Below are 22,858 nucleotides of genomic sequence, written 5' to 3' on the forward strand. Positions count from 1 at the left end.
CGCTGGTTGGCTGCTAGGTTGAGGCGCGCCGGTCGATGTCGATTTCGAGGGAGACGGTTAGCATGTCACCCTGGCCAAAGGTCAGAATCTCTTTGACACCGTTTTTAGCATGTTCTGGCTTGATAAGCATATCAATCGCGCTGCGATAAACCGTTAGATTCCAGATCATGCCGTTTATACCACTGCTCGATTCAAAGTCTAATGCAGTGCCATCAGGGCTAGTGATTCGCTCATCCGGTTTGATCGTGTACTGTAAACGGCTACCGGAAGGCAGGCTGAGCTCTGCGGTAATCACCTGCGAGTTTGTCAATGCATCGAATTCAGATCGGGAAATTCGAAAACGGATGTGCTCTGTGGCCAGGCGTAACTTCATGAATGATGGACTCCCATTGCTCAGGGGTGTTAACGTTGGTCAAGTATCTGACGCTATCTGAATGAGGGCAGATGATATTCATACAAAGTGGCTGAATAAAGCGCTTGATGGACCATGCGTGTGCTAAAGCCAGATCGGTTGAAGCGCGTCTGGCCTGTTCGCAGGTGGCCTGGGTCAGTTTGATCACAAGCGGCAGCGGTGATCCGCTGACATAACAGCCATCAAACCCTTGCGCATGAGTGATTAGTTGCTGGAGTATCTCTTGGGTCAGCAAGGGTGTATCGACTGGGATAAAGATCAGGGTTGCAGGCTCTGTGGTCTGCATGCTGACCCAGTTAATGGCACTGACCAACCCAGAGACCGGGCCCAGCCCGGGAGTGTTGTCATGGATAATGCTTTGAGGCTCTTCTGGCCAATCCGGGCGGTCTGCACCACTCATGAGCACATGATCACATCCCACTGTATGAAGCAGCAGGCGTGAACGCTCAAGGAGCGTCAATCCATTAATACGCAGGGCGGCTTTGTCTCGCCCCATTCGGACGGATCGCCCACCCGCCAGTACGATGCCGATCTTTTTAATGGCTGGCATGATCTTTAGTGCAGCCTTCATAAGTGACAGCGCCATGTGAGCAGAGGGCATGGCCTTGAACCCATTCGCTATCTCCATCGGTGTAATGCTCTTGTTTCCAGATAGGCGCACGGTGTTTGATTTCTTCGATGATGAAGCGGCAGGCTTTGAATGATTCATCACGATGCGGTGAGCTCACGGCGATGAGTATGCTAACGCCACCGATATCTAGTCGACCTTGGAAATGCTCAATAAAAATGTTGAGCTTTTGACCCCAGTTGGTCCGGGCTTCATCGCACAGTTCTCTTAAGGTTTGTAGGGCTAGCGCTTCAAAGACATCGTACGAAACGCCTTTGACTGACTTTCCAAGGTTGTGGTTGCGTACTGTGCCAATAAACATATCGGCAGCGCCGTGCTCGGGGTCGGCAACAAAGTTGATAGCCTCTTCCGTTGAAAGCGGTGCCATAGAGATGGCAAGATGATTAAGCCCTCCCATATCAGCCACCGCAGACCGGAGGAAGAATAGCTAGATCCGAAGATTCGGAGATGCAATCACTATCGTTTAGCACGCATCGACTATCAGCCAGAGCTGATTTCTCAATAAGTTCATCATCTCGGAAACCCGGTACGAGTTCTTGTAATTTTTGTCCGATCAAATTCTTAATTTGGCTAACACTAACGCCCTCCATCGTAGAGAGGCAAAGCGTACCTGTGTGGTATTTCCGGAAAGCGCCAAAGAGCTTGATATTTAATTCCAGAGGTTTTTCCATAAGGTTTTTTGTCCCGTTTTATTAAAATGCCAGTGGAAAGAGATCCATTGGCGCAATACAGACAGAGTCATCGATTGCCAGATCATTCTGGCCCTCTCCGAGGATGGCCCAGCAGTTCATGTCGAGCATGGGAGATAGTTTGAAAGACTGTTGACCATCAAGAATGGTGAGGTGTGTCTGACCATGGTCATCGCTATCCAGCCGGGCCTTGAGGAAATTGCGCAGGTCGCCTTTTTTGGTAAATGCATGCCGCAATTCACCATAATGGAACGATTCCTCGGGCATGCCGAGCAGTTGCCTGATCAAGGGCTGTACGAAAAAACGTAACCCAACGGCCGTCGAGATGGGGTTGCCGGGTAAGCCGAAGTAATAGCGCCCATCGGGTAACACGGCAAAGATCACGGGTTTGCCAGGCTTGATACCAACACCATGAAAAATGATTCTGGCGCCGTTTCGTTCAAGTAACTCGGGAATGAAATCCCATTTCCCCATAGAGACAGCACCGGAACTGATAATGATTCTGGCAAGTTTGCCGACATTTAGTGTATCCATGAAGGTCTGTATGTCATCTCCCATACTGCCTGCATAGGATGCAGGTATACCGGCTGATCTGAGCTGACTCAATAGGTAGGGCGCATTCGAGTTATAGATCTCTCCGTCTTTGAGTGGTAAATGATAGGCATCGCTGACTTCTTTACCGGTCGTAAATATTTCGACCTCAGGCATGTGGAAAACACTGACTTCATGAATGCCCGTTGCTGCCATGGCAGCGATATGACCCGCATGGATTCGGATGCCTTTGGTGACAAGCACCTGACCTGATTTGAGATCTTCGCCGGCATAGCGGATGTTGTCGCCTTTCTGCAGCGCGCTTGTCAGCTCTACTTCGACGGTTTCACCATTGGCATTTTTTATGGCCACTGTACGCTCGACAGGCACGACAGCATCAAATCCATTAGGGATTTTGGCGCCTGTCATGATTTCTATTGCCAGGCTCTGATCTGCCGTATCGAGGACGTCGCCCGCCGCCAAGCAGTGCCGCACATCGAAACGGCGAGGGGCGTCGATGTTGATGCCAGCAGTCTTGCTGGCATGTAGTGCAAACCCATCCATCGCCGAGTTATTAAACGACGGCACGTCTATCTGGCTGAGAACATCGTTTGCAATGACCAGACCCAGTGACTCATTCCTGTCGACAAGACGTGTAGCTTGGGGCTTGGCTTCTGCGGCAATGAGTGCCAGCGCTTCTTTGTAGCTGATCATTTTTGACATGCTGATGCCTGTATCTAGCCGCCCATGGCGGCCAGATTTGGGGTTGTGCCAGTCTGATGAAAGTGCAACAGGTGGGTCGGTGCTTTCTCAACCAACAGGGCGGCGATGGTTTCTTGTAGTTCTTCGCGCTGGTTGCGATGTTGTAACAGGTGGCGTAAATCATGCCCCCCGTTGCCAAAAAGACAAAGCCGCAGGTTCCCTGTTGCAGTGACTCGGAGCCGGTTGCAGGTGTTGCAGAAATCTTTGCTGTAGGGGGCGATAATGCCGATCCGGCCACGATAATCCGGGTGATGGAATTCCTGTGCTGGGCCGGCACCCTCTTCGCGGGGAAGTTGAGACCAACCCAGTATCAGCAATCGATCCCTGATTTCGTGGCCCCGGATATGATGCCGCTCAAAATAGTCCCGGTTTGTACCGGTTTCCATGAGTTCGATAAAACGGATGCTCAGGTCTTCTGTCCGGATCCATTCGAGAAATGCCGGCAGTTCGTGGTCATTGATGTCGCGTAACAGTACCGTGTTGATCTTGATATGTTCAAAACCGACATGTTGGGCAGAACGTATTCCCGCAAGTACCTGCGGTAGATGATCCTGTCCGGTAATTTCGGCAAAGCGTTGTTGATCTAGACTATCGACGCTGACATTAATGGCAGAGATGCCTGCCTTATGCCAGAGGCCGGCATTTTCTGCCAGGCGATAACCATTGGTCGTAGCAGCCAACCGGCGGATGCCCGGGATAGCCGAGATGCGTGCGGCGATTTCGGCAAAGTCCTTGCGGATGGTGGGTTCGCCACCTGTCAGTCGAACCTTCCAAAGCCCAAGACCGGCAAGGCCTGTGACCAGGTTTTCAATCTCATCAGCGGATAGAAACTGCGGCTGGCCGTTCTTTTTGTAGCCGTCCGGTAGGCAATACTGGCAGCGGTAGTTGCAAATATCGGTGATGGATAGACGCAGATAGCTGAAACGCCGTCCGTGCGGGTCAATGAGCGTGTGCATCTTATCCTCGGTTTCTTCCAGGCGTTGCCTCTAAAGCCAGCGGTTATTGCGCATTCAATGCGTTGTACGCTGTAGTGATAACACTTTTATTATGAAATGAAAGTAATGCTGGTATCGGGCTTATCCGGGGTAGAGGCGCTACACCTTTGGTGGTAGACGCAATCAGATGCTTAGCCTGGCATGCCATCAATTCGAGGGCGCCAAAGCCATGGGGCATATCGAATGACGTACATTAGAAAGCCGAGAGACCAGGCTGTACCGGCAATGATCAGCAGGGGGTTTGCCCAGCCGTTTTCTAGTGTCACGGGGGCGCTTGCAAGTACACGAGTGATGGCGCTAATGCCAATGAGGCAAAAGAAAGTGATTTCGATGCGGCTGGCGATGATGGGGCGGCCAGTGTGTCCCATGGCCGTACGCGTGATCATGCCAGCAATGATTAGGCCCATTGCTCCGGTTGCAAGTGCATGCACCGGCAAAGAACGGGGAACAAGGCCTAATGATTCCAAACCCATACAGATCAGCGTGATGGGAATCCAGACATAACCAATCTGCAGTACACAGACCATGGGTTGCTTCAATGTTTTCCATGGTCTCCAGCCGATCCATCGGATTGTATTGATGGCAGCGGCAACAAGACAAAGAAAAAAGGCAATGCGTGGGGCAGCCGTCAGCCAACCAGCAATGCCTAATAGGGTAGCTAGGGGCGTGGCCACGATAAAGAAAGATGGTTTCCAGAGAGCGATGCCACGGATGGCATTCTGGGTGAAGTTAGGAATAACTCGCCCGCCCATGATGACGAGTAGCATCATGATGGCCAGAAGTGCCAGTTCTATCGGATACAGCAGGTTGCTCTGTGTGTCTGAGATGAGCATGGTATAGAACCAGGCATTCAGTGCACCAACTAGTGTGACAATGCCGAGCAGGCTGAAGTTCTTCCAGAGCTTGGCCAGCCAGAGTACGCGGCAAAGTAAGACGGCCAATAATACGTTGAAGGTGATATCCAGTGTAGCGGCCAGAACGATGTGGTCATTAACTAATGACATCGCCATCGCAATGCGAGCGGCCAACCAAATACCACACAGTATTGCCAGGGGTAGGCCAGCTGCTGGCAGGATGCCTGTCCAGTTATTGCTGGCTGTCAGCAGAAATCCGGCAATAACAGCCAGAGCAAAGCCGAAGACCATTTCATGCGCATGCCAGACAACGCCAGTGAGGTTGTTGCCCGAGAGTGAGAGCGCGCCGAAAACTAGTGCTAACCAGAGAGGTATGGTCGTAGTGGCAATTAGTACGGCACCTAGGTAAAAGGGTCTGAAGCCCAGTCGCCACAAGCCGAAACCAGACATCGGTTGCTCTCGTCTGGCCTGGCTTTCTTGAATGCTCAGCAAATTGCTGGGGCGGGCTGATTTCTTGGGGGGATGCATGTGTGTCTGCCATTTGGGAAGCTAGACACAGATTTTCGTCAGGAAGCGCTCAGTTTGACCATACCCATTCGGGTGTAGTCGACATTGTTTAACTGAGGTTGTTGGAAACAGCCCATACGGCGGCTTCAACACGAGAACGGAACTTCAGCTTCTTAAGGAGGTTACGGATATGCACCTTCACGGTGCTGTCCATGATGTCGAGTTCACGGGCGATGAGTTTGTTCGACATACCGTGCGCCAGGCATTTCAGAATACTTAACTCCCGCTCCGTCAGACCAGCCTGGGAACGATTGGTGACCATAGCCTCCTGCCTTAAAGCGCTGGCCAGAAGGCCGCTTAATTCCGCACTGATGGCGTTTCGCCCCAGCATCGACTCTTTAATGAGACGAATCATTTCTTCGGGGTCTGTGTCTTTCAGAATGTAACCATCAGATCCTGCCCGTATGGCACCGACCAGATCCTCTGAGCTATTGGAAACGGTAATCATGATGATCCGCGCATCCACATCCATGTCTCGCATCCGCTGAAGGCTTTCAATGCCATTCAGCCCTTTCATATTTAGGTCCAGCAGAATCAAATCCGGCTTGTGTTCAAGTGCCAGGGCAATGCCTTCTTCACCTGAAGCGGCTTCTGCAATGATGTCGAATTCCGGCTCCATGCCGAGTAACTGGATCACGCCTTTCCGGAATAGCGGATGATCGTCTATGATCAATGTCTTGATGGTGCTGTTCATGATCTGCCTTTATGAGTCGATATTTGATTTTTCGGGTACAAAGGTCAGCAGAACTTCTGTGCCACCCTGTTCACCGTTTCTGATGGTGATTACCCCATCAAGGGATTGGGCCCGGTCTTCCATGATGATCAATCCATAATGGTTTTCCGGAGATTTAGCATCGCCAATGCCGACACCATTGTCCGTAATCTGGACGGCGACCACGCCGTGCTCCGTGACGGTTGCATTGATCGTGACGTTACTTGCGCCAGCATGTTTCTCGATGTTGGCGAGTGCTTCACGGATAATGCGCAGCACATGAATTTCTTCGTTCGCTGATAGTAATGTGGGTGATAGTTCGTTATGGCAATCAATCTTAAGATTGCAGCGGCGCCCGAATTCATCAGCAGTTTCAATCAGCGCTGTATGGAAGCCTCGTTCGTCAATCTTCAGCCGGAACGCACTGATCAGCTCTCTTAGCTCCTTGTAAGCCGTGGCCAGCCCAGATTTAAGTTCTGCAACAATTTCGTGTTGATGTTCGGGTGATAACTGGTTTTTTTCGAGTCGGGCTACCTGAATTCGCAGATAGCTGAGGGACTGAGCGATGGAATCATGAAGTTCTCTGGCAATTGTTGAACGCTCTTCCAGAACGGCGATACGGTGCAGTTCTTCCTGGTGCTGTATTTTAGAAAGCGCCATGGATAGATTGCTGCCAATGGCTTCCAGAACGCGGAACTTCCAGTCGGGTAGATCGGCATCGGAGTTTAGGGTGAAAGGCATGACACCATTGATCGAGCCCATATGTTTCATCGGCACAAAAATCATGTTTTGTGGATGGTTAGGATCACCATGCGTTTTACTAAGACTCTTTTTGAAGCAGTTTTCGCAGTCACGCTCTTCGCACAGATGTTGAATTTCCTTTGGGGGAAGATTAGAGGTAAGGCGATGTGCCGGGAAGACACCATGTTCGCTGATGCAGATCGTGCCGGCGCTCAGACCTAGCTCGGCCTCGATATCATCGAGCAAGTCTTTGAGCATGCCGGGCGTGATGTTATTGTCAGTCAACTGTAATGCTGATTTATACATGAGCTCCAGGGAGCGATTGCTCTCGGTCAATTCTCTAGTGCGCTCTTCGATGAGTTTTTTCTGGTTGTCATAGGTGGTGGCGATTTCCGACACCATCATGTTAAATGCCACGCCAAGCTGGCCCAGTTCATCTAGATCCGTGTGTTGTGCTTTGGCCGAGAAATCCTTGTCGCGCACTCGACTGGCTGCCTGAAGCAGATCTCTCAGTGGCCGAACAACCTGGTTTTTCATCATCCACATGCTGATTAGACACACGGCAACGGTCATGATGAGCAGTGCAATCTGCAAAGATCGCAAGAGGGCAATCTTTTGTTCTAGATCTTGTTCAATCAGGAAAACCACATCGTCGATCTGTTGAACAAATTCGGGAATGATCTGTTCTAGCTGATTTAATGTTGAGCTATTCGTCCTGACCCCAATGGCGATCAAGGAGGGAGCGATTTCCTTTTCCCAGGTCGTGTGGATATCGTTGAACTTTGCCGGTAGCTCACTATAGTCTGCGGCACGGATAAGAATAAAATCTTCGAGTGCATTAAGGCGAATCTCGAACTCTGCCGTGGCGGCGGCTATTTTCTGGTGAGATCCACTGGCTTCGGCATAACTCAGCAGTCGGTAACTCATCATGCGCAGGGAGCCTGCCGAGTTAATGGCGTTGGCTTTGCCTAGGCTGTTGTCAGCAATTGATGTGGACAGCGCCATGGAAATAACTGAAAGCAGTACTACTGTGCCCATGGCAAGCCCCAATCTGGCCAGCAGTGAGTCCTTAAGCGAAATATTGGTGGGAATAATCGAGAAAATCATGGGTCGATCGTTTTCTTTCACCCTTCTGGATGTCGGGGGGTATTAGGGAGTACCACTATTTTGAACTTTACTCGGCAAATCTATGGGCTACTGCTATGTGGTGATTTATAACCGCCTGTTCCTAAAAGGATATTCCTCCATTCTTCGTGTCGGGTCTATACCACTAAAGGCGTAGACGTCTTAAAACCCCAATGATTTCCGGGGCTTTCACACATGAACGCACCTTCCTATGATGCTTTCCAATAGAAAAGAGAAAGCACGGAGGTTGTCATGTTTAACAGAAAGCAGTGGTCAGTCGTTTCATCCAGTACGTTCGCATTCACGATTTGTTTTGCGATCTGGATGATGTTTGCAGTGATCGGGATTCCGATCAAAGCCAAACTAGGTCTGAACGAAACCGAATTCGGTTTGTTAACTGCCATGCCGGTGCTGTCGGGTTCTCTGATCCGTTTGCCTCTGGGCATGTTGACCGACAAGATGGGCGGTAGGATTGTTTTCTTCATTCTCATGCTGGCCTGTGTTGTACCCATCTGGTTTATTGGGGACGCAACTGAATACTGGCAGTTCTTGGTGCTTGGTTTGTTCGTAGGCCTCGCCGGGGGCTCATTCTCGGTGGGTATTGCTTATGTTGCCCGCTGGTTTGATAAAAAGAATCAAGGCCTAGCGATGGGGATCTTTGGCGCAGGTAACTCGGGTGCCGCAGTAACGAAGTTCGTAGCCCCATCAATCGTTCTGGCTTTCGGCTGGACAATGGTGCCTAAGGTTTATGCAGTTGCAATGCTGGTGACCGCGCTAGTCTTCTGGATGTTTAGTTTTACTGAGAAGAGTCATAACGTCAGCAGTAGTGTTTCGGTTGCCGATCAGCTGCAAGCCTTGAAAGATCCGCGCGTCTGGAAATACTGCCAGTATTACTCGATCGTCTTTGGCGGTTATGTCGGTCTGGCGCTGTGGATGACCAAGTACTACGTCTCAGAATACGGCTTTGATCTGAAGACTGCTGCGTTGTTGGCGGCCTGTTTTTCGTTACCGGGTGGCGTACTGCGTGCGGTGGGCGGTTGGTTGTCGGATAAATACGGCGCGCATTCAGTCACTTGGTGGGTGTTGTGGGTGAGCTGGATTTGTCTGTTCATCATGTCATACCCGCAAACCGATTTTACAATCCAGACCGTGAATGGCCCCGAAAGCTTCCATATTGGGCTAACACCAACCGTATTCACCATCCTGCTATTCATTATCGGTGTGGCCTGGGCCTTCGGTAAAGCCTCTGTTTTCAAATATATCTCTGATGATTATCCGAAGAATATCGGAGTGATCTCGGGCATTGTCGGTCTGGTCGGTGGTTTGGGCGGGTTCATTTTGCCGATCATGTTCGGTGCCCTGGTCGACCTCACGGGTGTTCGCTCCTCATCGTTCATGTTGCTGTATGGCGTTGTCTGGGTCTCGCTGATCTGGATGTACTACACAGAGGTTCGTATTTCCTCGACGTTGGACCGCAAGTCTGAACCGCAACCTAAACAACACGCTAAATAACATTGAATTCACTCATCGAACGGAGCAAATCATGGCGAAAGTTTTAAACACCTGGCTACCGGAAGACAAAAAATTCTGGGAGACCGAAGGAAAATCCGTTGCGCGTCGGAATCTCTGGATTTCGATCCCTTGTCTCCTGTTGTCATTTGCGGTCTGGATGGTATGGAGTGTGGTGGTTGTTAATCTTCCTAACATCGGCTTCAAATTTGATACCGATCAGCTGTTCTGGCTGGCCGCATTACCGGGGTTGTCGGGCGCGACGCTGCGGATTTTTTACTCCTTTATGGTGCCAATTTTCGGTGGTCGCCGTTGGACAGCTATCTCCACAGCATCACTCTTGCTCCCAGCGATGGGTATCGGATTTGCCGTGCAGAACCCGGAAACACCCTATGCAACGTTTCTGGTGCTGGCGCTGCTCTGTGGCTTTGGCGGTGGCAATTTTGCGTCCAGTATGTCGAACATCAGTTTCTTCTTTCCGAAAGCACAAAAGGGCGGTGCGCTGGGGCTAAACGCTGGCCTGGGTAATCTGGGTGTGTCTGTTGTTCAGTTCGTTGTACCTATCGTTATTACTGCAGGGGTGTTTGGTGCCTTCGGCGGTGATGCCCAGACATGGGTCAAAGGTGCGCAGACCAAACAGATGTGGTTGCAGAACGCAGGATTTATTTGGGTGCCTTTTGTTGCGGTATCGACACTGGCGGCCTGGTTTGGCATGAACGACATTGCCAGTGCTAAAGCCTCTTTTGCTGATCAGGCCGTCATCTTCAAGCGCAAGCATAACTGGTTGATGTGCTGGCTTTATCTGGGGACATTTGGTTCGTTTATTGGTTATTCAGCAGGCTTTCCCTTGCTGACAAAAACCCTGTTTCCTGAAGTAAACCCGGTGCAGTATGCCTTCTTGGGCCCGTTGGTTGGTGCCATTGCCCGTGTGATTGGCGGCTGGGTTTCGGACAAACTGGGTGGTGCTGTTGTGACTTTCTGGACGTTCATTCTGATGATCGCTGCAGTGTTTGGCGTGATCCAGTTTGCACCTTCTGCTTCAGGCGCTGGAAGCTTCTGGGGATTCTTTGCCATGTTTATGTTGCTGTTCGTTGGCACTGGCGTGGGTAACGCATCGACGTTCCGAATGATCCCGATCATTTTCATGACCGAACGTCAGCGTGAAGCTGCTGGCAAAGGCAAAGCTGCAGAAGATGCCGCAATCGTGGCTGGTAACAAGGAGGCTGCCGCGGTGCTGGGCTTTACCTCTGCGATTGCTGCTTACGGCGCCTTTTTCATTCCTAAATCATTTGGCACCTCAATTGCGGCCACCGGTAGCGCTGAATTTGCACTCTATAGCTTTATCGTCTTTTACGTCACCTGCATCGTCATCACGTGGTTGTTCTACAGCCGTCGTAATGCACCGATGCCTTGTTAATCCGCTGATTTGTACAACTACGTACTAAAGGAAACGAAATGAGTCACTTTATAGATCGACTGAAATTCCTCAGTGCAGACAAAGAACACTTTTCTGATGGCCATGGTCAGACAACGACCGAAAACCGTTCATGGGAAGACGCCTACCGGAAACGCTGGCAGCACGACAAGATCGTGCGTTCAACACATGGCACTAACTGTACCGGCTCCTGCTCCTGGAAAATCTATGTCAAAGGCGGCATCGTAACCTGGGAAACCCAGCAGACTGATTACCCGCGTACGCGTCCGGATATGCCGAACCATGAACCACGTGGTTGTGCTCGGGGCGCTTCCTATTCGTGGTATCTGTACAGTGCGAATCGCGTCAAACATCCGATGGTGCGTTCTTCGTTGCTCAAGGCCTGGCGCAAGCAACGTCAGACGCTGTCACCGGTCGCCGCCTGGGAAGCTGTGGTTTCCGACCCGAAGACCGTACGTCGTTACCAGAGCGAGCGTGGCAAGGGAGGCTTCCTGCGCACCAGCTGGGATGAAGTGAATGATATGGTAGCCGCTGCCAATATCTACACGGCAAAAAAACACGGCCCGGATCGGATTATCGGCTTTTCGCCGATTCCAGCCATGTCGATGGTCAGCTATGCCGCAGGCAGTCGTTATCTGTCCCTGATCGGTGGCGTATGCATGAGCTTCTATGACTGGTACTGCGATCTGCCGCCAGCCAGCCCACAGACCTGGGGTGAGCAGACCGACGTGCCGGAGTCGGCTGACTGGTACAACTCGTCCTACATCATGATGTGGGGCTCAAATGTTCCACAGACGCGGACACCGGACGCGCACTTCATGGCGGAGGTCCGCTATAAGGGTGCCAAAGTGGTTTCCGTTTTCCCGGACTATTCGGAAGGTGCCAAATTCGGGGACATGTGGCTGCACCCGAAGCAGGGCACCGATGCCGCACTGGCTATGGCCATGGGCCATGTGATCCTTAAGGAATTCCACGTCGCGGGCAAGAGCGAGTATTTCGATAATTACTGTCGCCAGTACACCGACATGCCGAATCTGGTCTGTCTGGTAAAAAAAGATGGTGCCTATGTGCCAGATCGCTACGTGCGTGCCGCGGATCTGGTCGGTGCAATGGGTGAAGCCAACAACCCAGACTGGAAGACGCTGGTCATTGATGAAGCCAGCGATGCACTAACGGTACCGGTGGGTTCGATCGGGTTCCGTTGGGGTCAGGAAAAAGACGGCGCACCGACGGCCGATAAGGGTATGTGGAATCTGAAGGAAGAAACCAGTGATGGTCGTCAGATAAAACCACGCCTCTCGCTCGTTAAGCATCATGATGCCGTGGTTGAAGCCGCTTTCCCGTACTTCGGTAACATCGCCCATGAACACTTCAACAGCACCTCGCACAGCGATGTATTGAAGCGCCGCGTACCGGTACGCAAGATCCAGACAGCTCAGGGCGAGATGCTGGTGGCCACTGTATACGACCTGTACGTTGCTAACTACGGCGTCGATCAGGGTCTGGGTGGCGATAACGTCGCCAGCAGCTACGATGACGATATTCCGTACACGCCAGCCTGGCAGGAAAAGATCACGGGTGTGCCGCGTGACCAGGTAACGCAGGTTGCCCGTGAATTTGCCCAGAACGCGCATGACACGCACGGCAAATCGATGGTCATTATCGGTGCGGCCATGAACCACTGGTATCACATGGACATGAACTACCGCTCGATCATGAATATGCTGATTATGTGCGGTTGTATCGGTCAGAGCGGTGGTGGTTGGGCGCACTATGTGGGTCAGGAAAAGCTACGCCCACAAACCGGCTGGACAGCGCTGGCCTTTGCGCTGGACTGGAATCGCCCGCCGCGCCATATGAACAGCACCTCGTTCTTCTATGCACATACCGATCAGTGGCGCTATGAAACCCTGCGCGTAGCAGATCTGCTGTCGCCGCTGGCCGACAAGGGTAAGTTCAGCGGTAGCTTGATCGACTTTAATGTACGTTCCGAGCGTATGGGCTGGTTGCCATCGGCACCGCAACTGGAACGTAATCCATTGGAGCTCAGTCGTGAGGCAATCGCCAAGGGTCTGGATCCTAAGGAATATGTCGTCAATCAGCTGAAGTCGGGTGAACTCAGGTTTTCTTGTGAAGACCCGGATAACCCCAAGAATTTCCCACGCAATATGTTTGTGTGGCGTTCAAACCTGCTCGGTTCGTCCGGTAAGGGGCACGAGTATTTCCTCAAGCATCTGCTCGGGACCACGAACGGTGTTCAGGGTAAGGATCTTGGTCATACCGGCGAGGTTAAACCTCAGGACGTGGTGTGGCACGACGAGGCACCGGAAGGCAAGCTGGATCTGCTCGTTACGCTAGATTTCCGGATGTCTACGACTTGTCTGTATTCGGACATCGTCCTTCCGACGGCTACCTGGTATGAGAAGAACGATCTGAATACCTCAGATATGCATCCGTTCATCCATCCTTTGTCAAAAGCCGTGGATCCAGCTTGGGAAGCCCGTAGCGATTGGGAAATCTACAAAGGTTTTGCTAAGCGCTTCTCGGAACTTTCAGATGGCTATTTGGGTGTCGAGAAGGATGTCGTCGCGGTGCCAATTTTGCACGATACGGCCGGTGAGATTGCCCAACCTTATGACACCAAGGACTGGAAGAAGGGTGAATGCGAAGCCGTTCCGGGCAAGACCATGCCGAACTTCGTGGTGGTCGAGCGTAACTACAGTGAAATCTACGAGAAGTTCACTTCCCTGGGGCCGCTCCTGGATAAGCTGGGTAATGGCGGCAAGGGCATCAACTGGAATACCCAGCATGAGGTCAAGCTTCTTGGCGAATTGAACTATAAGGTTCGTAACGAAGGTGTTGCACATGGCCGTCCGAATATTGATACCGCTATTGATGCCACGGAAGTGGTGCTAACCCTGGCGCCAGAAACGAATGGTGAAGTCGCCGTAAAGGCTTGGCAAGCTCTGTCAGAGTTTACAGGTATCGACCACCGTCATTTAGCGCTGACCCGTGAAGACGAGAAGATCCGTTACCGGGATATTCAGGCGCAGCCGCGCAAGATTATTTCTAGCCCGACCTGGAGCGGTATTGAATCTGAGCATGTCAGCTACAACGCTGGTTATACGAATGTGCATGAGCTGATCCCATGGCGCACGCTGACAGGCCGTCAACAGCTGTACCAGGATCACGAGTGGATGCGCGCCTTCGGCGAAGGCTTCTGTTCGTATAAGCCGCCGGTCGATCTGCGCAGCCATCAGCAAGTGATGAATGCCAAGCCCAATGGCAATAAAGAGATTGCGCTTAACTTCATCACGCCGCATCAGAAGTGGGGGATTCACAGTACCTACACCGATAACCTGATCATGCTGACGTTGTCTCGCGGTGGGCCGATTGTCTGGTTGTCGGAAGTAGATGCACAAAAGGTTGGCATTGAAGATAACGATTGGATCGAAGCCTTCAATAGCAACGGTGCATTGTGCGCTCGAGCCGTGGTGAGCCAGCGTGTGCCCGAAGGTATGGTGATGATGTATCACGCCCAGGAGAAGATTGTGAACGTGCCAGGATCTGAAATTACCCAAACGCGCGGCGGTATTCACAATTCGGTAACCCGTGCAGTACTCAAACCGACTCATATGATTGGTGGGTATGCCCAGCTGAGCTATGGCTTCAATTACTACGGCACCGTGGGTTCTAACCGTGATGAGTTTGTGGTGGTTCGCAAAATGAACAAAGTGGACTGGATGGATGGTCCTGCACAACCGGCGATGGAGGCCTGATCATGAAAGTTCGTGCACAAATTGGCATGGTGCTCAATCTGGATAAGTGCATCGGTTGCCATACCTGTTCCGTGACGTGTAAAAATGTCTGGACAACCCGTGAAGGGGTTGAGTATGCCTGGTTCAACAACGTTGAAACGAAACCGGGAGTTGGTTTTCCTCATAACTGGGAAGATCAGAAGCAATGGAATGGCGGTTGGGAGCGAAAGTCTAACGGCAAACTGCAACTCAAGATGGGTTCAAAGCTGAAGATTCTGTCAAAGATCTTCGCCAATCCGGATCTGCCACAGATTGATGATTACTACGAACCGTTCACCTTCGACTACGAGCATCTGCAGAACGCCCCTTTATCCAAGGCAGCGCCTGTAGCACGCCCTCGTTCGTTGATTACGGGCGAGCGTATGGAAAAGATCAATGGTGGCCCTAACTGGGAAGAAATTCTCGGCACAGAGTTCAGCAAGCGCTCGAAAGACACTAACTTCGAAGATGTCCAGAAAGAGATGTACGGACAGTTCGAAAACACCTTCATGATGTACCTGCCGCGCCTGTGTGAGCACTGCCTGAATCCAGCCTGTGTGGCTGCCTGTCCGGCCGGATCTATCTATAAGCGGGAAGAAGACGGCGTGGTTCTGATCGATCAGGACAAGTGTCGTGGTTGGCGCATATGCGTTTCGGCTTGCCCCTACAAGAAGATCTACTACAACTGGAAAAGCGGTAAGTCCGAGAAGTGCATTCTCTGCTACCCGCGTCTGGAATCCGGCCAACCAACGGTTTGTTCGGAAACATGTGTCGGTCGTATTCGTTACCTCGGTGTTCTGCTCTATGATGCCGATCGTATCGAGCAGGCAGCATCGATTGAAAACGAGCAAGACCTGTACCACGAGCAGTTGAGCATGTTCCTGGATCCGAATGATCCAGAGGTTCGTGCCGCTGCACTACGCGATGGTGTCCCACAAGCCTGGATTGATTCTGCTGCACAGTCTCCGGTCTACAAGATGGCGATTGACTGGAAGATCGCCTTCCCGTTGCACCCGGAATACCGCACGCTGCCAATGGTCTGGTACGTTCCGCCTCTCTCGCCGATCAATACGGCGATGGAAAAGGGTCAGATGCAGATGAAGGGTGTGCTGCCAGATGTGGAATCACTGCGCATTCCGGTCAAGTATTTAGCCAATCTGCTTACGGCTGGGGAAGAGAAGCCTGTACATGAGGCACTTAACCGCATGCTGGCTATGCGTCGGTTTATGCGAGATCGTCATGTCGCTAAGTACGAAAATCAGGCCGTTTTGGATCAGGCTGATCTTACTGTAGCAGAGGTTGAAGATATGTATCGCTATCTGGCCATTGCTAACTACGAAGACCGCTTTGTTATTCCGACCACGCATCGTGAATATGCGGAAAACGCCTTTGATATGAAGGGTTCTTGCGGATTCTCGTTCGGGAATGGTTGCTCGGATGGTGATTCAGAAACTAGCCTGTTTGGCCGTAAGAATGGTGAACGTGTAATTCCGATTCATGAGGTGAAATGATGCAACCGAGAACATTAAAAGCGGTTTCGCTACTGTTGCACTATCCAGATCAGGATCTACTGGATCACCTGACCGAGTTACAAGCTGTAACGAATGACGATTCGACGATTCACCACAGCCGTCTGGCTGCGCTCTATCAGCATCTCGGACAAGGCGATCTGTATCTGCTGGAAGAAAACTACGTAGCTTTGTTCGACCGAGGTCGTGGTACCTCGTTGTATCTTTTCGAGCATGTTCATGGCGAATCGCGGGATCGCGGCCAGGCCATGGTTGATTTGCTGACCATGTATGGCGAATCTGGTTTTGATTTGCCGCCGGGCGAGCTGCCGGACTATCTACCAGTGTTTCTTGAATATCTGTCTCAGTTGGATGCCGCTAAGGCCAAACAGCTCTTGATGGAAGTCACCCATCTGGTTCGTAATATCGGGGAAAACCTGGCTAAGCGAGGTAGTCATTATTACCTGTTGTGCTCGGCGCTACTTGAAATGGCCGGAGAGAAGGGTATCGACATGGAATTTGTGCCGATGGACTTTAGTACCGAACAGGAAGACTACGACAAGTTAGACAAGGTCTGGGCCGAAGAGCCTGTCACTTTTGGCGGTGGTTGTTCCACGCCAGATTACGGGACAGGTTCTGGGGAATCCGTCGTGCAATTCATGCCACGTGCTGACAGCCAAAAAGCACCGGCTGTCGAAACTCTGGGAGCATAACCATGAGCTATGTGAATAATCTGTTATTCGACATTTATCCTTATGTCGCACTTTCGATCTTTCTACTGGGTAGTCTGATTCGCTATGATCGGGATCAATACACTTGGAAAGCTGATTCATCACAGTTGTTGCGACGTGGGCAACTGAGACTGGGTAGCAACCTGTTTCATATCGGCATTATTGGTCTCTTTTTCGGCCACTTTGCTGGTCTACTGACACCAAAAGATCTGTATCACGCAGTAGGCCTTTCAACCGAAGGTAAGCAGCTGCTAGCGATGGTGGCTGGTGGGGTAATGGGCACAATGGCGATGATCGGTGTTTTACTGTTACTGCAGCGCCGACTTTCCGATCCGCGTATCCGCAAGACCTGCACCGGAATGGATATCTTTATTCTGGTCTGGATCTTCGTCACACTGGCTCTAGGTCTGCTTACCATTCCATTCTCCGCAGGTCATATGGACGGCAGCGTTATGCTTCAACTCGCCGGATGGGCACAGTCAATTGTGACATTCCAGCCTGGTGCGGCGGAGTATCTGAGCACGGTGTCATGGGCTTATAAGATCCATCTGTTGTTCGGGATGACGCTGTTTGTTCTATTTCCGTTTACCCGTCTGGTTCATGTCTGGAGTGGATTTGGCTCGTTGGGCTATCTGATCCGTCCGCATCAGGTGGTCAGAAAACGCCGATAATTCTCAAAATGAGGCAACAGCGCAAAGAAATTGTGGACAGAAATTGCGTTGTTGCCAGTTTTGGATTTATCTATTGCGGTAGAAAACAAGACTTACTGAATTGAGAGATGGATCTATGTCCACACAGTTTTACCGATATCTTGTTAATGATCTCCCTGACGCATTGATTGTTTCTGATCTCAAAGGCATTATCCAGATTTGGAACACGCGAGCGGCTGAACTACTCAGAATCCCAGCAATCGATGCCATCGGGAAAAGCTTAGATCTGATCATCCCAGAACATCTTCGTATTAGCCATTGGACAGGTTTTCACAAAGCGATATCAGAAAATCATCTCAAACTTAACAAAAAAGTTGTACGCACAAAGGCAGTTTGCGGTGATAACACTGTGGTTTATCTGAATATCGCCTTTTCGCTCGTCCATGGAGAGGATGGCAAACCGATTGGTGTGTCAGCGATTGCGCGACTTGATTAGACTTTATTGCATTTCAATTACCACGTTTGGGGTATATACAGCCTAAGCCCCTCTTGAGACGATACCGACATTCCCTGAACAAGGACGGATGTCATGATCACCGATCGAATTGATGCGATTACAAAAATCCCCGCCGCCTACCAGCACGCAACGCTGCCGGCACCAAAGAGCGTCAAGATCGAGATCTCTCCGAGATGTAATTATCGTTGCGGCTTCTGTGCGCTAAGAAACCGTGAGGTTCAACCCAAATGGGATATGGATCTCAATCTATTTAAGCGGATTACTCGGGAAATGCGCGATGCTGGTGTCGAGGAAATCGGTGTCTTTTACCTTGGCGAATCGTTCATGGCGCCCAAGCTATTGGTCGATTGCATTCGATATCTCAAACAAGAGATCGGGATGCCCTATGTATTTTTGACTTCGAACGGGTCGATGGCTTTTCCGGAGGCAGTTGAGGCTTGCATGCAAGCTGGTCTTGATTCGCTTAAGTGGTCGTGCAACGCTGCAGACGAAGAACAGTTTGAAGAGATTATGGGCGTTTCCAAAAAGCTCTTTCACCGTGCTTACGACAATGTGCGAGCTGCTTGGGAGATCCGTGAACGGGGTGGTTATAAAACAGGCCTCTATGCCTCATCGATACAATACGATGGAACACAGCAAGCCCTGATGGAAACTCTGATTAACGAGAAAGTCGTGCCGTATGTCGACCAGCATTACTGGTTGCCTCTATATTCAATGGGCGCATTTGCCACACAGCGTGAAGAAGAACTCGGCTATAAACCAACAGCGGGTAACCAAGGCCGCATTGGCAGTCTTCGTGAGCCCTTACCCTGTTGGTCTGCCTTTACAGAAGGGCACGTAACAGCGGAAGGTCGGCTTTCTGCCTGCTGCTTTGATGCCACCGCTAACTGGACGATGGGAGATCTGAATCAAACCCATTTCATGGATGCCTGGAATTCACCGGAATTCGTAAAACTGCGTGAGGCGCATCTCCGCCGTGATGTGACCGGCACTGTCTGTGAACAGTGTATTGCCTATTGAGTTGCAGTAGGCGGAGTCACGTAGATGGGATCCTGGGGTTGTCCGCACGAGATACAGGGACGCTGCCAGAAAGTGGCGCAGCGGGCATGTAACCCTGGTATGAAAGGCTGTGTTCTGGCGGGTCGCTATGTCTTTGCTAATGATGAAGCAAAGAATGCGCGCTTGCGACACAAGCAGCAGGCTTTAGAGAGCAAGGTGATGATGCCTCAAGGAAGCGATGGGCCAAATCAGAATTAGTTTCTGCATCGCCCAGCACTGACCTGAACCAGCAACGTCAGAATAAAAGCCAGCAGCGCCAGCGCATTGAGTGCGCCCCCAAGAGTTCTGATGGTGGTGTCGGGTAGGAGATCACCCATGATGCGGACGGCAACGCCGAGATGCAGTAAGGCGAGAGGCATGTACATCCGAGCACTGAAGGGAATGGCCACCCGCATGATGGCCGGAAAAATAATCGGGGCGTGACCGATGACCATGGAAAAGACGAAGCCCAGCGCAACCGCATGGACCGCCGCATCCCGCTGATAAGCACTGAAATCGGTTGGGAGGATCGGCGTCAGTAGCATCCCCCCCGTCAGTAACCAGAAGTAACCACTGAGCAGGCAACAGGCAACAAAGCGCGTAATGCCGGTTTGGCGTATTGTTTTTCGTGCAATATCAAATTGGAACAGCCAGAGAGCCAGGCCGGCAAGGCCCAGGCCCAGCAGTGTGTTATCTGTAAAAGCAGTCATGCCGGAGCGCAGACTGCCTAGCGTCATAATCACCAGTAAGGCGACAAACCATTTGGCCGTTGATTGGCGGGGTGGCATGAACCGGGTGAGTTCCAGACGTTCGCCGGCGATGGTAAAGACCAGAAAGCATAGTCCGAGGGGAATGCTGACCCATAGATTGCCTGTCCAGAACCACAGGAAGGTACCCAGGAACCAGAGTGCTGCTGCAAGCCATAGCGTGATGGTGAATAGTGCCTTCTGTTGAATAACGATCATGGCGCTGGCTGCCGTAAATACGGCACCAGCCAGCATCATCAGACCTGGAGCAAAATGGCTGGAAAGAGAGTCGGGTGTCGGGAGTAAAAGCAACAAGCCACCGAGCCCGCTGAACAGCGGTGCCAAGTAGGCCCAGAGATAGCGTGTGGCCACCGCCCGCTCCAGACCGATGAGCGTGCCGAAGAAGGCCGATACCATGAAAGCGCTGTGAGATCCGCTGGCCGATTGAACCATCTCCGGCGTTGATATTCCGAATCGGGCAAGGCCGGTGGCCACGCCTGTCACCAGCGATAGCATCCCTAATAACAGGAACGGCAGGCGGTATTTAGGTGCCATCGACATTACCACCCGAAGCTTTCTCTGGCTTGTTCGGACATCATGGCGGGTTCCCACAGCGGATTGAACGTCAGCGCAACTTTGATGAGGGTTTCCGGCGCGACATGGGATCGTATGCACCGCTCGACATCTTCAATCAATAGATCGCCGACCGGGCAAGCGGGCGATGTCATGGTCATGGAGATCATGATCTGCTGGCTATCGTATTGAACATCGTAGATCAGACCCATGTCGACGATATTGATCCCGGCTTCAGGGTCGATGACTGTTTTAAGCCAGCTCAGGATTGCTGTTTTGTCGAGCAGTTCAGGCGGCGTCAGCGGTGTACTCATAGGGACATCCATAAATCCTGTGTTTAATGTAGTCGTCCGTCAACGCGTGGTTTGATTAATATCGGGATATAGCGATAGCCAATGATCCCGAATGCGATTAGCCAGCATAGAGCTGATAAAGTGAGTTCAGTGATGTAGGTGCTCGGAATAATGAAGGGAGCAATTACCCTGAATAACAGGGCGGTGATCATCAGATAGAGTGGGTATCTGTCCCACTTGTTGAATTGCACTTTACGACCTGTATGTCCGTTGCTGATGCGGATGATCATGGCGGGGGCAATAAGACCGATGGCGCCTAGGGTAAACATGTGGATCGAGGCAGCGCCTGCCCAGTGCCCCAGATAAGGCGTGGCAGCATTCAGTAAAAGATTCGCCACGATGGCCAAATAGCCAAGGTACATGATGCCGATATCGATCCGGCAAAATGCTTTGGACGGAAACCACTTAAAAAATCGCATCAGTAGCAGCACTGCTAGCAAGAGACAAAGCCCCGAGAGTAAGGGGGCGGGTAACCAGTTGGTAAAGATCAGTGCGAAGCCAATGAGTTTGATGCCATGCTGGCTCCATGACGGCTGGATCAGATCGACAGAAAAAGCGCCCTTCATAAATGCTGGAATGGTTCTTTCCAGCATGATCAAGAATGCCAGTCTGAAAAGAGCCAAGGTCATGGTTGTGCCTATAGTAGGATCGATGCTTTCAACCATCATGCTGAGCTTGGCGATGATGAAGATCGGCAACGACATGATCAGGTAGACATTATCGGGAAAGCTGTCTTTGCCATGATGACGGATCAGGTCGATATTCAGGAGCACCACAATGAATATCAGGAATAGCGGAGATAGCGCGTAGGCGACGAGCGGCGGCCATGCACCGCCATAAGCCATGACAAGCCGATCCAGCAGCCATAATCCGCATAGCACAACAAGAATAGGTCCGTGCCGTCCCCGAATACCTAACCAGTTTTTTGTGGCGGTTAACAGAAAACCACCGAGTAGCGCCCAGCCAAATCCGTAAAACATTTCGTGGGCATGCCAGCGAGATGCCGAGAGAAGGGGGGTGAGATCCAGTGCTGACCATGATGTACGGCCGCTATAAATCCATGTCCACCACACTGGGAACAGGGCACCGGATAAGCAGGTGACAACGAAAAATGGTCGAAACCCAACCTGCCAAATAGCAGCGTTCAAAAAACGTCTAAGGTGCAACATATTATGTGGCTGAACTTAAATCATAGGATAGTTTTCCCAAGTGTATGGATTTTTTCAGAACAATAAATACCCCGTAGTGGGTACATATAATTTCGTGTGTTTCTGAAGGAAGTTTTTGGGTAATCACAACGCTTTGGCAACAGCCTAGGTGTGCAAGATGGATCGACTTTGCGTCCTTGCGTCGGGTGTTATCCGTCAGGTAGAGGTGTTTATTGCAAACGAGCGAGTGCTTCAGGATTTTCCTGAATCACACCGATACAAGCAAAGGTCAGTTGCGAGGCGGATGGTCCTCGGTGAAAACAATTAGGTTTTCAGATCGCCTGCAATGTAGCCAGCCAATTGCTGGATAGTCTCTTCATGACCCGCGATAATTGATTTAACGACATCGCCAATCGATACCAGCCCAATCACCTTGTCACCTTCCATCACCGGCAGGTGGCGAATGTGCTTTTCGGTCATGATACCCATGCAGTCATCAATGGTTTGATCGGGGCTCATCGTAATGAGCTGGCTGGTCATTAGCTCCCGAACCACGGTATCGCGTGAGTTACGGCCGCGCAAAATGACTTTACGAGCATAATCACGCTCCGTGAAAATGCCTTGTAGGGCGTTGCCTTCCATGACGAGCACCGAGCTGATGTCTTCTCGTGCCATCAGCTCGAGTGCTTCCAGAACCGATGCGTCCGGGCGAATGGCATAGATGCCGGAAACTTTATGGTTCAGCAGTTGGCGAATGGTGAGTGACATCTCTGACTCCTGTTGTTTAAGCACACGGTTTGCTCGAAGTATTAAGATATGCTTACCGCTCCTTTCTGG

Annotated in this window: 21 protein-coding genes; 8 read left to right on the forward strand and 13 right to left on the reverse strand. The window is 51.3% G+C overall.

Features of this window, described 5'->3' with window-relative positions; genetic code table 11:
* Positions 1-13: 13 nt before the first annotated feature.
* The 9 genes from AC3GOJ_RS05825 to AC3GOJ_RS05865 form a co-directional block, all read right to left on the reverse strand.
* Entirely contained in the window at positions 14-373 is a 360-nt protein-coding gene (locus AC3GOJ_RS05825; RefSeq protein ID WP_488236526.1) for a DUF7009 family protein, read from the reverse strand.
* On the reverse strand, positions 321-983 hold the full coding sequence (gene mobA, locus AC3GOJ_RS05830) for a molybdenum cofactor guanylyltransferase (RefSeq protein WP_488236527.1): 663 nt from the start codon (positions 981-983) through the stop codon (positions 321-323). Before mobA ends, AC3GOJ_RS05825 begins: the two co-directional genes overlap by 53 nt.
* Positions 949-1,437, reverse strand: coding sequence for a molybdenum cofactor biosynthesis protein MoaE (locus AC3GOJ_RS05835; RefSeq protein WP_488236528.1), 489 nt, complete (start codon positions 1,435-1,437; stop codon positions 949-951). The genes mobA and AC3GOJ_RS05835 overlap by 35 nt, the downstream gene beginning before the upstream one ends.
* A gap of 1 nt (position 1,438) precedes the next feature.
* Positions 1,439-1,711, reverse strand: a complete 273-nt coding sequence (locus AC3GOJ_RS05840; protein ID WP_488236529.1) for a ubiquitin family protein — start codon at positions 1,709-1,711, stop codon at positions 1,439-1,441.
* Between the two features lie 21 nt (positions 1,712-1,732).
* Positions 1,733-2,983, reverse strand: coding sequence for a molybdopterin molybdotransferase MoeA (locus AC3GOJ_RS05845; protein ID WP_488236530.1), 1,251 nt, complete (start codon positions 2,981-2,983; stop codon positions 1,733-1,735).
* A gap of 14 nt (positions 2,984-2,997) precedes the next feature.
* The gene (gene moaA / locus AC3GOJ_RS05850; protein ID WP_488236531.1) at positions 2,998-3,978 is read right to left on the reverse strand and encodes a GTP 3',8-cyclase MoaA; all 981 of its coding nucleotides are present in this window, start codon (positions 3,976-3,978) and stop codon (positions 2,998-3,000) included.
* Between the two features lie 170 nt (positions 3,979-4,148).
* Positions 4,149-5,399: an NnrS family protein gene (locus AC3GOJ_RS05855; RefSeq protein ID WP_488236532.1), complete on the reverse strand. Its 1,251-nt coding sequence runs from the start codon at positions 5,397-5,399 to the stop codon at positions 4,149-4,151.
* 88 nt (positions 5,400-5,487) lie between these two features.
* Positions 5,488-6,132, reverse strand: a complete 645-nt coding sequence (gene narL, locus AC3GOJ_RS05860; protein ID WP_488236533.1) for a two-component system response regulator NarL — start codon at positions 6,130-6,132, stop codon at positions 5,488-5,490.
* A gap of 9 nt (positions 6,133-6,141) precedes the next feature.
* Positions 6,142-7,998 carry a histidine kinase gene (locus AC3GOJ_RS05865; protein WP_488236534.1) on the reverse strand — a complete coding sequence of 619 codons (1,857 nt, stop codon included), beginning with the start codon at positions 7,996-7,998 and terminating at the stop codon, positions 6,142-6,144.
* Between the two features lie 270 nt (positions 7,999-8,268).
* On the opposite strand from AC3GOJ_RS05865, the gene AC3GOJ_RS05870 reads away from it, so the two are divergent.
* The 8 genes from AC3GOJ_RS05870 to AC3GOJ_RS05905 all read left to right on the forward strand — a co-directional run bounded on the left by AC3GOJ_RS05870 (position 8,269) and on the right by AC3GOJ_RS05905 (position 19,183).
* Entirely contained in the window at positions 8,269-9,528 is a 1,260-nt protein-coding gene (locus AC3GOJ_RS05870; RefSeq protein ID WP_488236535.1) for an MFS transporter, read from the forward strand.
* Positions 9,529-9,559: 31 nt separating this feature from the next.
* Positions 9,560-10,942 (forward strand): NarK family nitrate/nitrite MFS transporter, encoded by a 1,383-nt coding sequence (locus AC3GOJ_RS05875; protein ID WP_488236536.1) that lies wholly within the window; start codon positions 9,560-9,562, stop codon positions 10,940-10,942.
* Between the two features lie 38 nt (positions 10,943-10,980).
* A complete protein-coding gene (locus tag AC3GOJ_RS05880) occupies positions 10,981-14,739 on the forward strand; it encodes a nitrate reductase subunit alpha (protein ID WP_488236537.1) in 3,759 nt (1,252 codons plus the stop codon).
* Positions 14,740-14,741: 2 nt separating this feature from the next.
* Positions 14,742-16,268: a nitrate reductase subunit beta gene (gene narH, locus AC3GOJ_RS05885; RefSeq protein WP_488236538.1), complete on the forward strand. Its 1,527-nt coding sequence runs from the start codon at positions 14,742-14,744 to the stop codon at positions 16,266-16,268.
* Positions 16,265-16,978 carry a nitrate reductase molybdenum cofactor assembly chaperone gene (gene narJ / locus AC3GOJ_RS05890; protein ID WP_488236539.1) on the forward strand — a complete coding sequence of 238 codons (714 nt, stop codon included), beginning with the start codon at positions 16,265-16,267 and terminating at the stop codon, positions 16,976-16,978. Before narH ends, narJ begins: the two co-directional genes overlap by 4 nt.
* 2 nt (positions 16,979-16,980) lie before the next feature.
* Positions 16,981-17,667 carry a respiratory nitrate reductase subunit gamma gene (narI, locus tag AC3GOJ_RS05895; RefSeq protein ID WP_488236540.1) on the forward strand — a complete coding sequence of 229 codons (687 nt, stop codon included), beginning with the start codon at positions 16,981-16,983 and terminating at the stop codon, positions 17,665-17,667.
* 115 nt (positions 17,668-17,782) lie between these two features.
* Positions 17,783-18,142, forward strand: a complete 360-nt coding sequence (locus AC3GOJ_RS05900; protein ID WP_488236541.1) for a PAS domain-containing protein — start codon at positions 17,783-17,785, stop codon at positions 18,140-18,142.
* A gap of 93 nt (positions 18,143-18,235) precedes the next feature.
* Positions 18,236-19,183, forward strand: a complete 948-nt coding sequence (locus AC3GOJ_RS05905; protein WP_488236542.1) for a radical SAM/SPASM domain-containing protein — start codon at positions 18,236-18,238, stop codon at positions 19,181-19,183.
* Positions 19,184-19,416: 233 nt separating this feature from the next.
* Here the strand turns inward: AC3GOJ_RS05905 and AC3GOJ_RS05910 are convergent, their stop codons facing one another.
* The 4 genes from AC3GOJ_RS05910 to AC3GOJ_RS05925 all read right to left on the reverse strand — a co-directional run bounded on the left by AC3GOJ_RS05910 (position 19,417) and on the right by AC3GOJ_RS05925 (position 22,789).
* On the reverse strand, positions 19,417-20,502 hold the full coding sequence (locus AC3GOJ_RS05910; RefSeq protein ID WP_488236543.1) for a hypothetical protein: 1,086 nt from the start codon (positions 20,500-20,502) through the stop codon (positions 19,417-19,419).
* A gap of 5 nt (positions 20,503-20,507) precedes the next feature.
* The gene (locus tag AC3GOJ_RS05915) at positions 20,508-20,834 is read right to left on the reverse strand and encodes a metal-sulfur cluster assembly factor (protein ID WP_488236544.1); all 327 of its coding nucleotides are present in this window, start codon (positions 20,832-20,834) and stop codon (positions 20,508-20,510) included.
* 23 nt (positions 20,835-20,857) lie between these two features.
* Entirely contained in the window at positions 20,858-22,021 is a 1,164-nt protein-coding gene (locus AC3GOJ_RS05920; RefSeq protein ID WP_488236545.1) for an NnrS family protein, read from the reverse strand.
* A 324-nt stretch (positions 22,022-22,345) separates the two neighbouring features.
* Positions 22,346-22,789: a CBS domain-containing protein gene (locus AC3GOJ_RS05925; RefSeq protein ID WP_488236546.1), complete on the reverse strand. Its 444-nt coding sequence runs from the start codon at positions 22,787-22,789 to the stop codon at positions 22,346-22,348.
* Positions 22,790-22,858 lie beyond the last annotated feature (69 nt).

It is taken from the genome of Fluviibacter sp. (assembly GCF_057744235.1).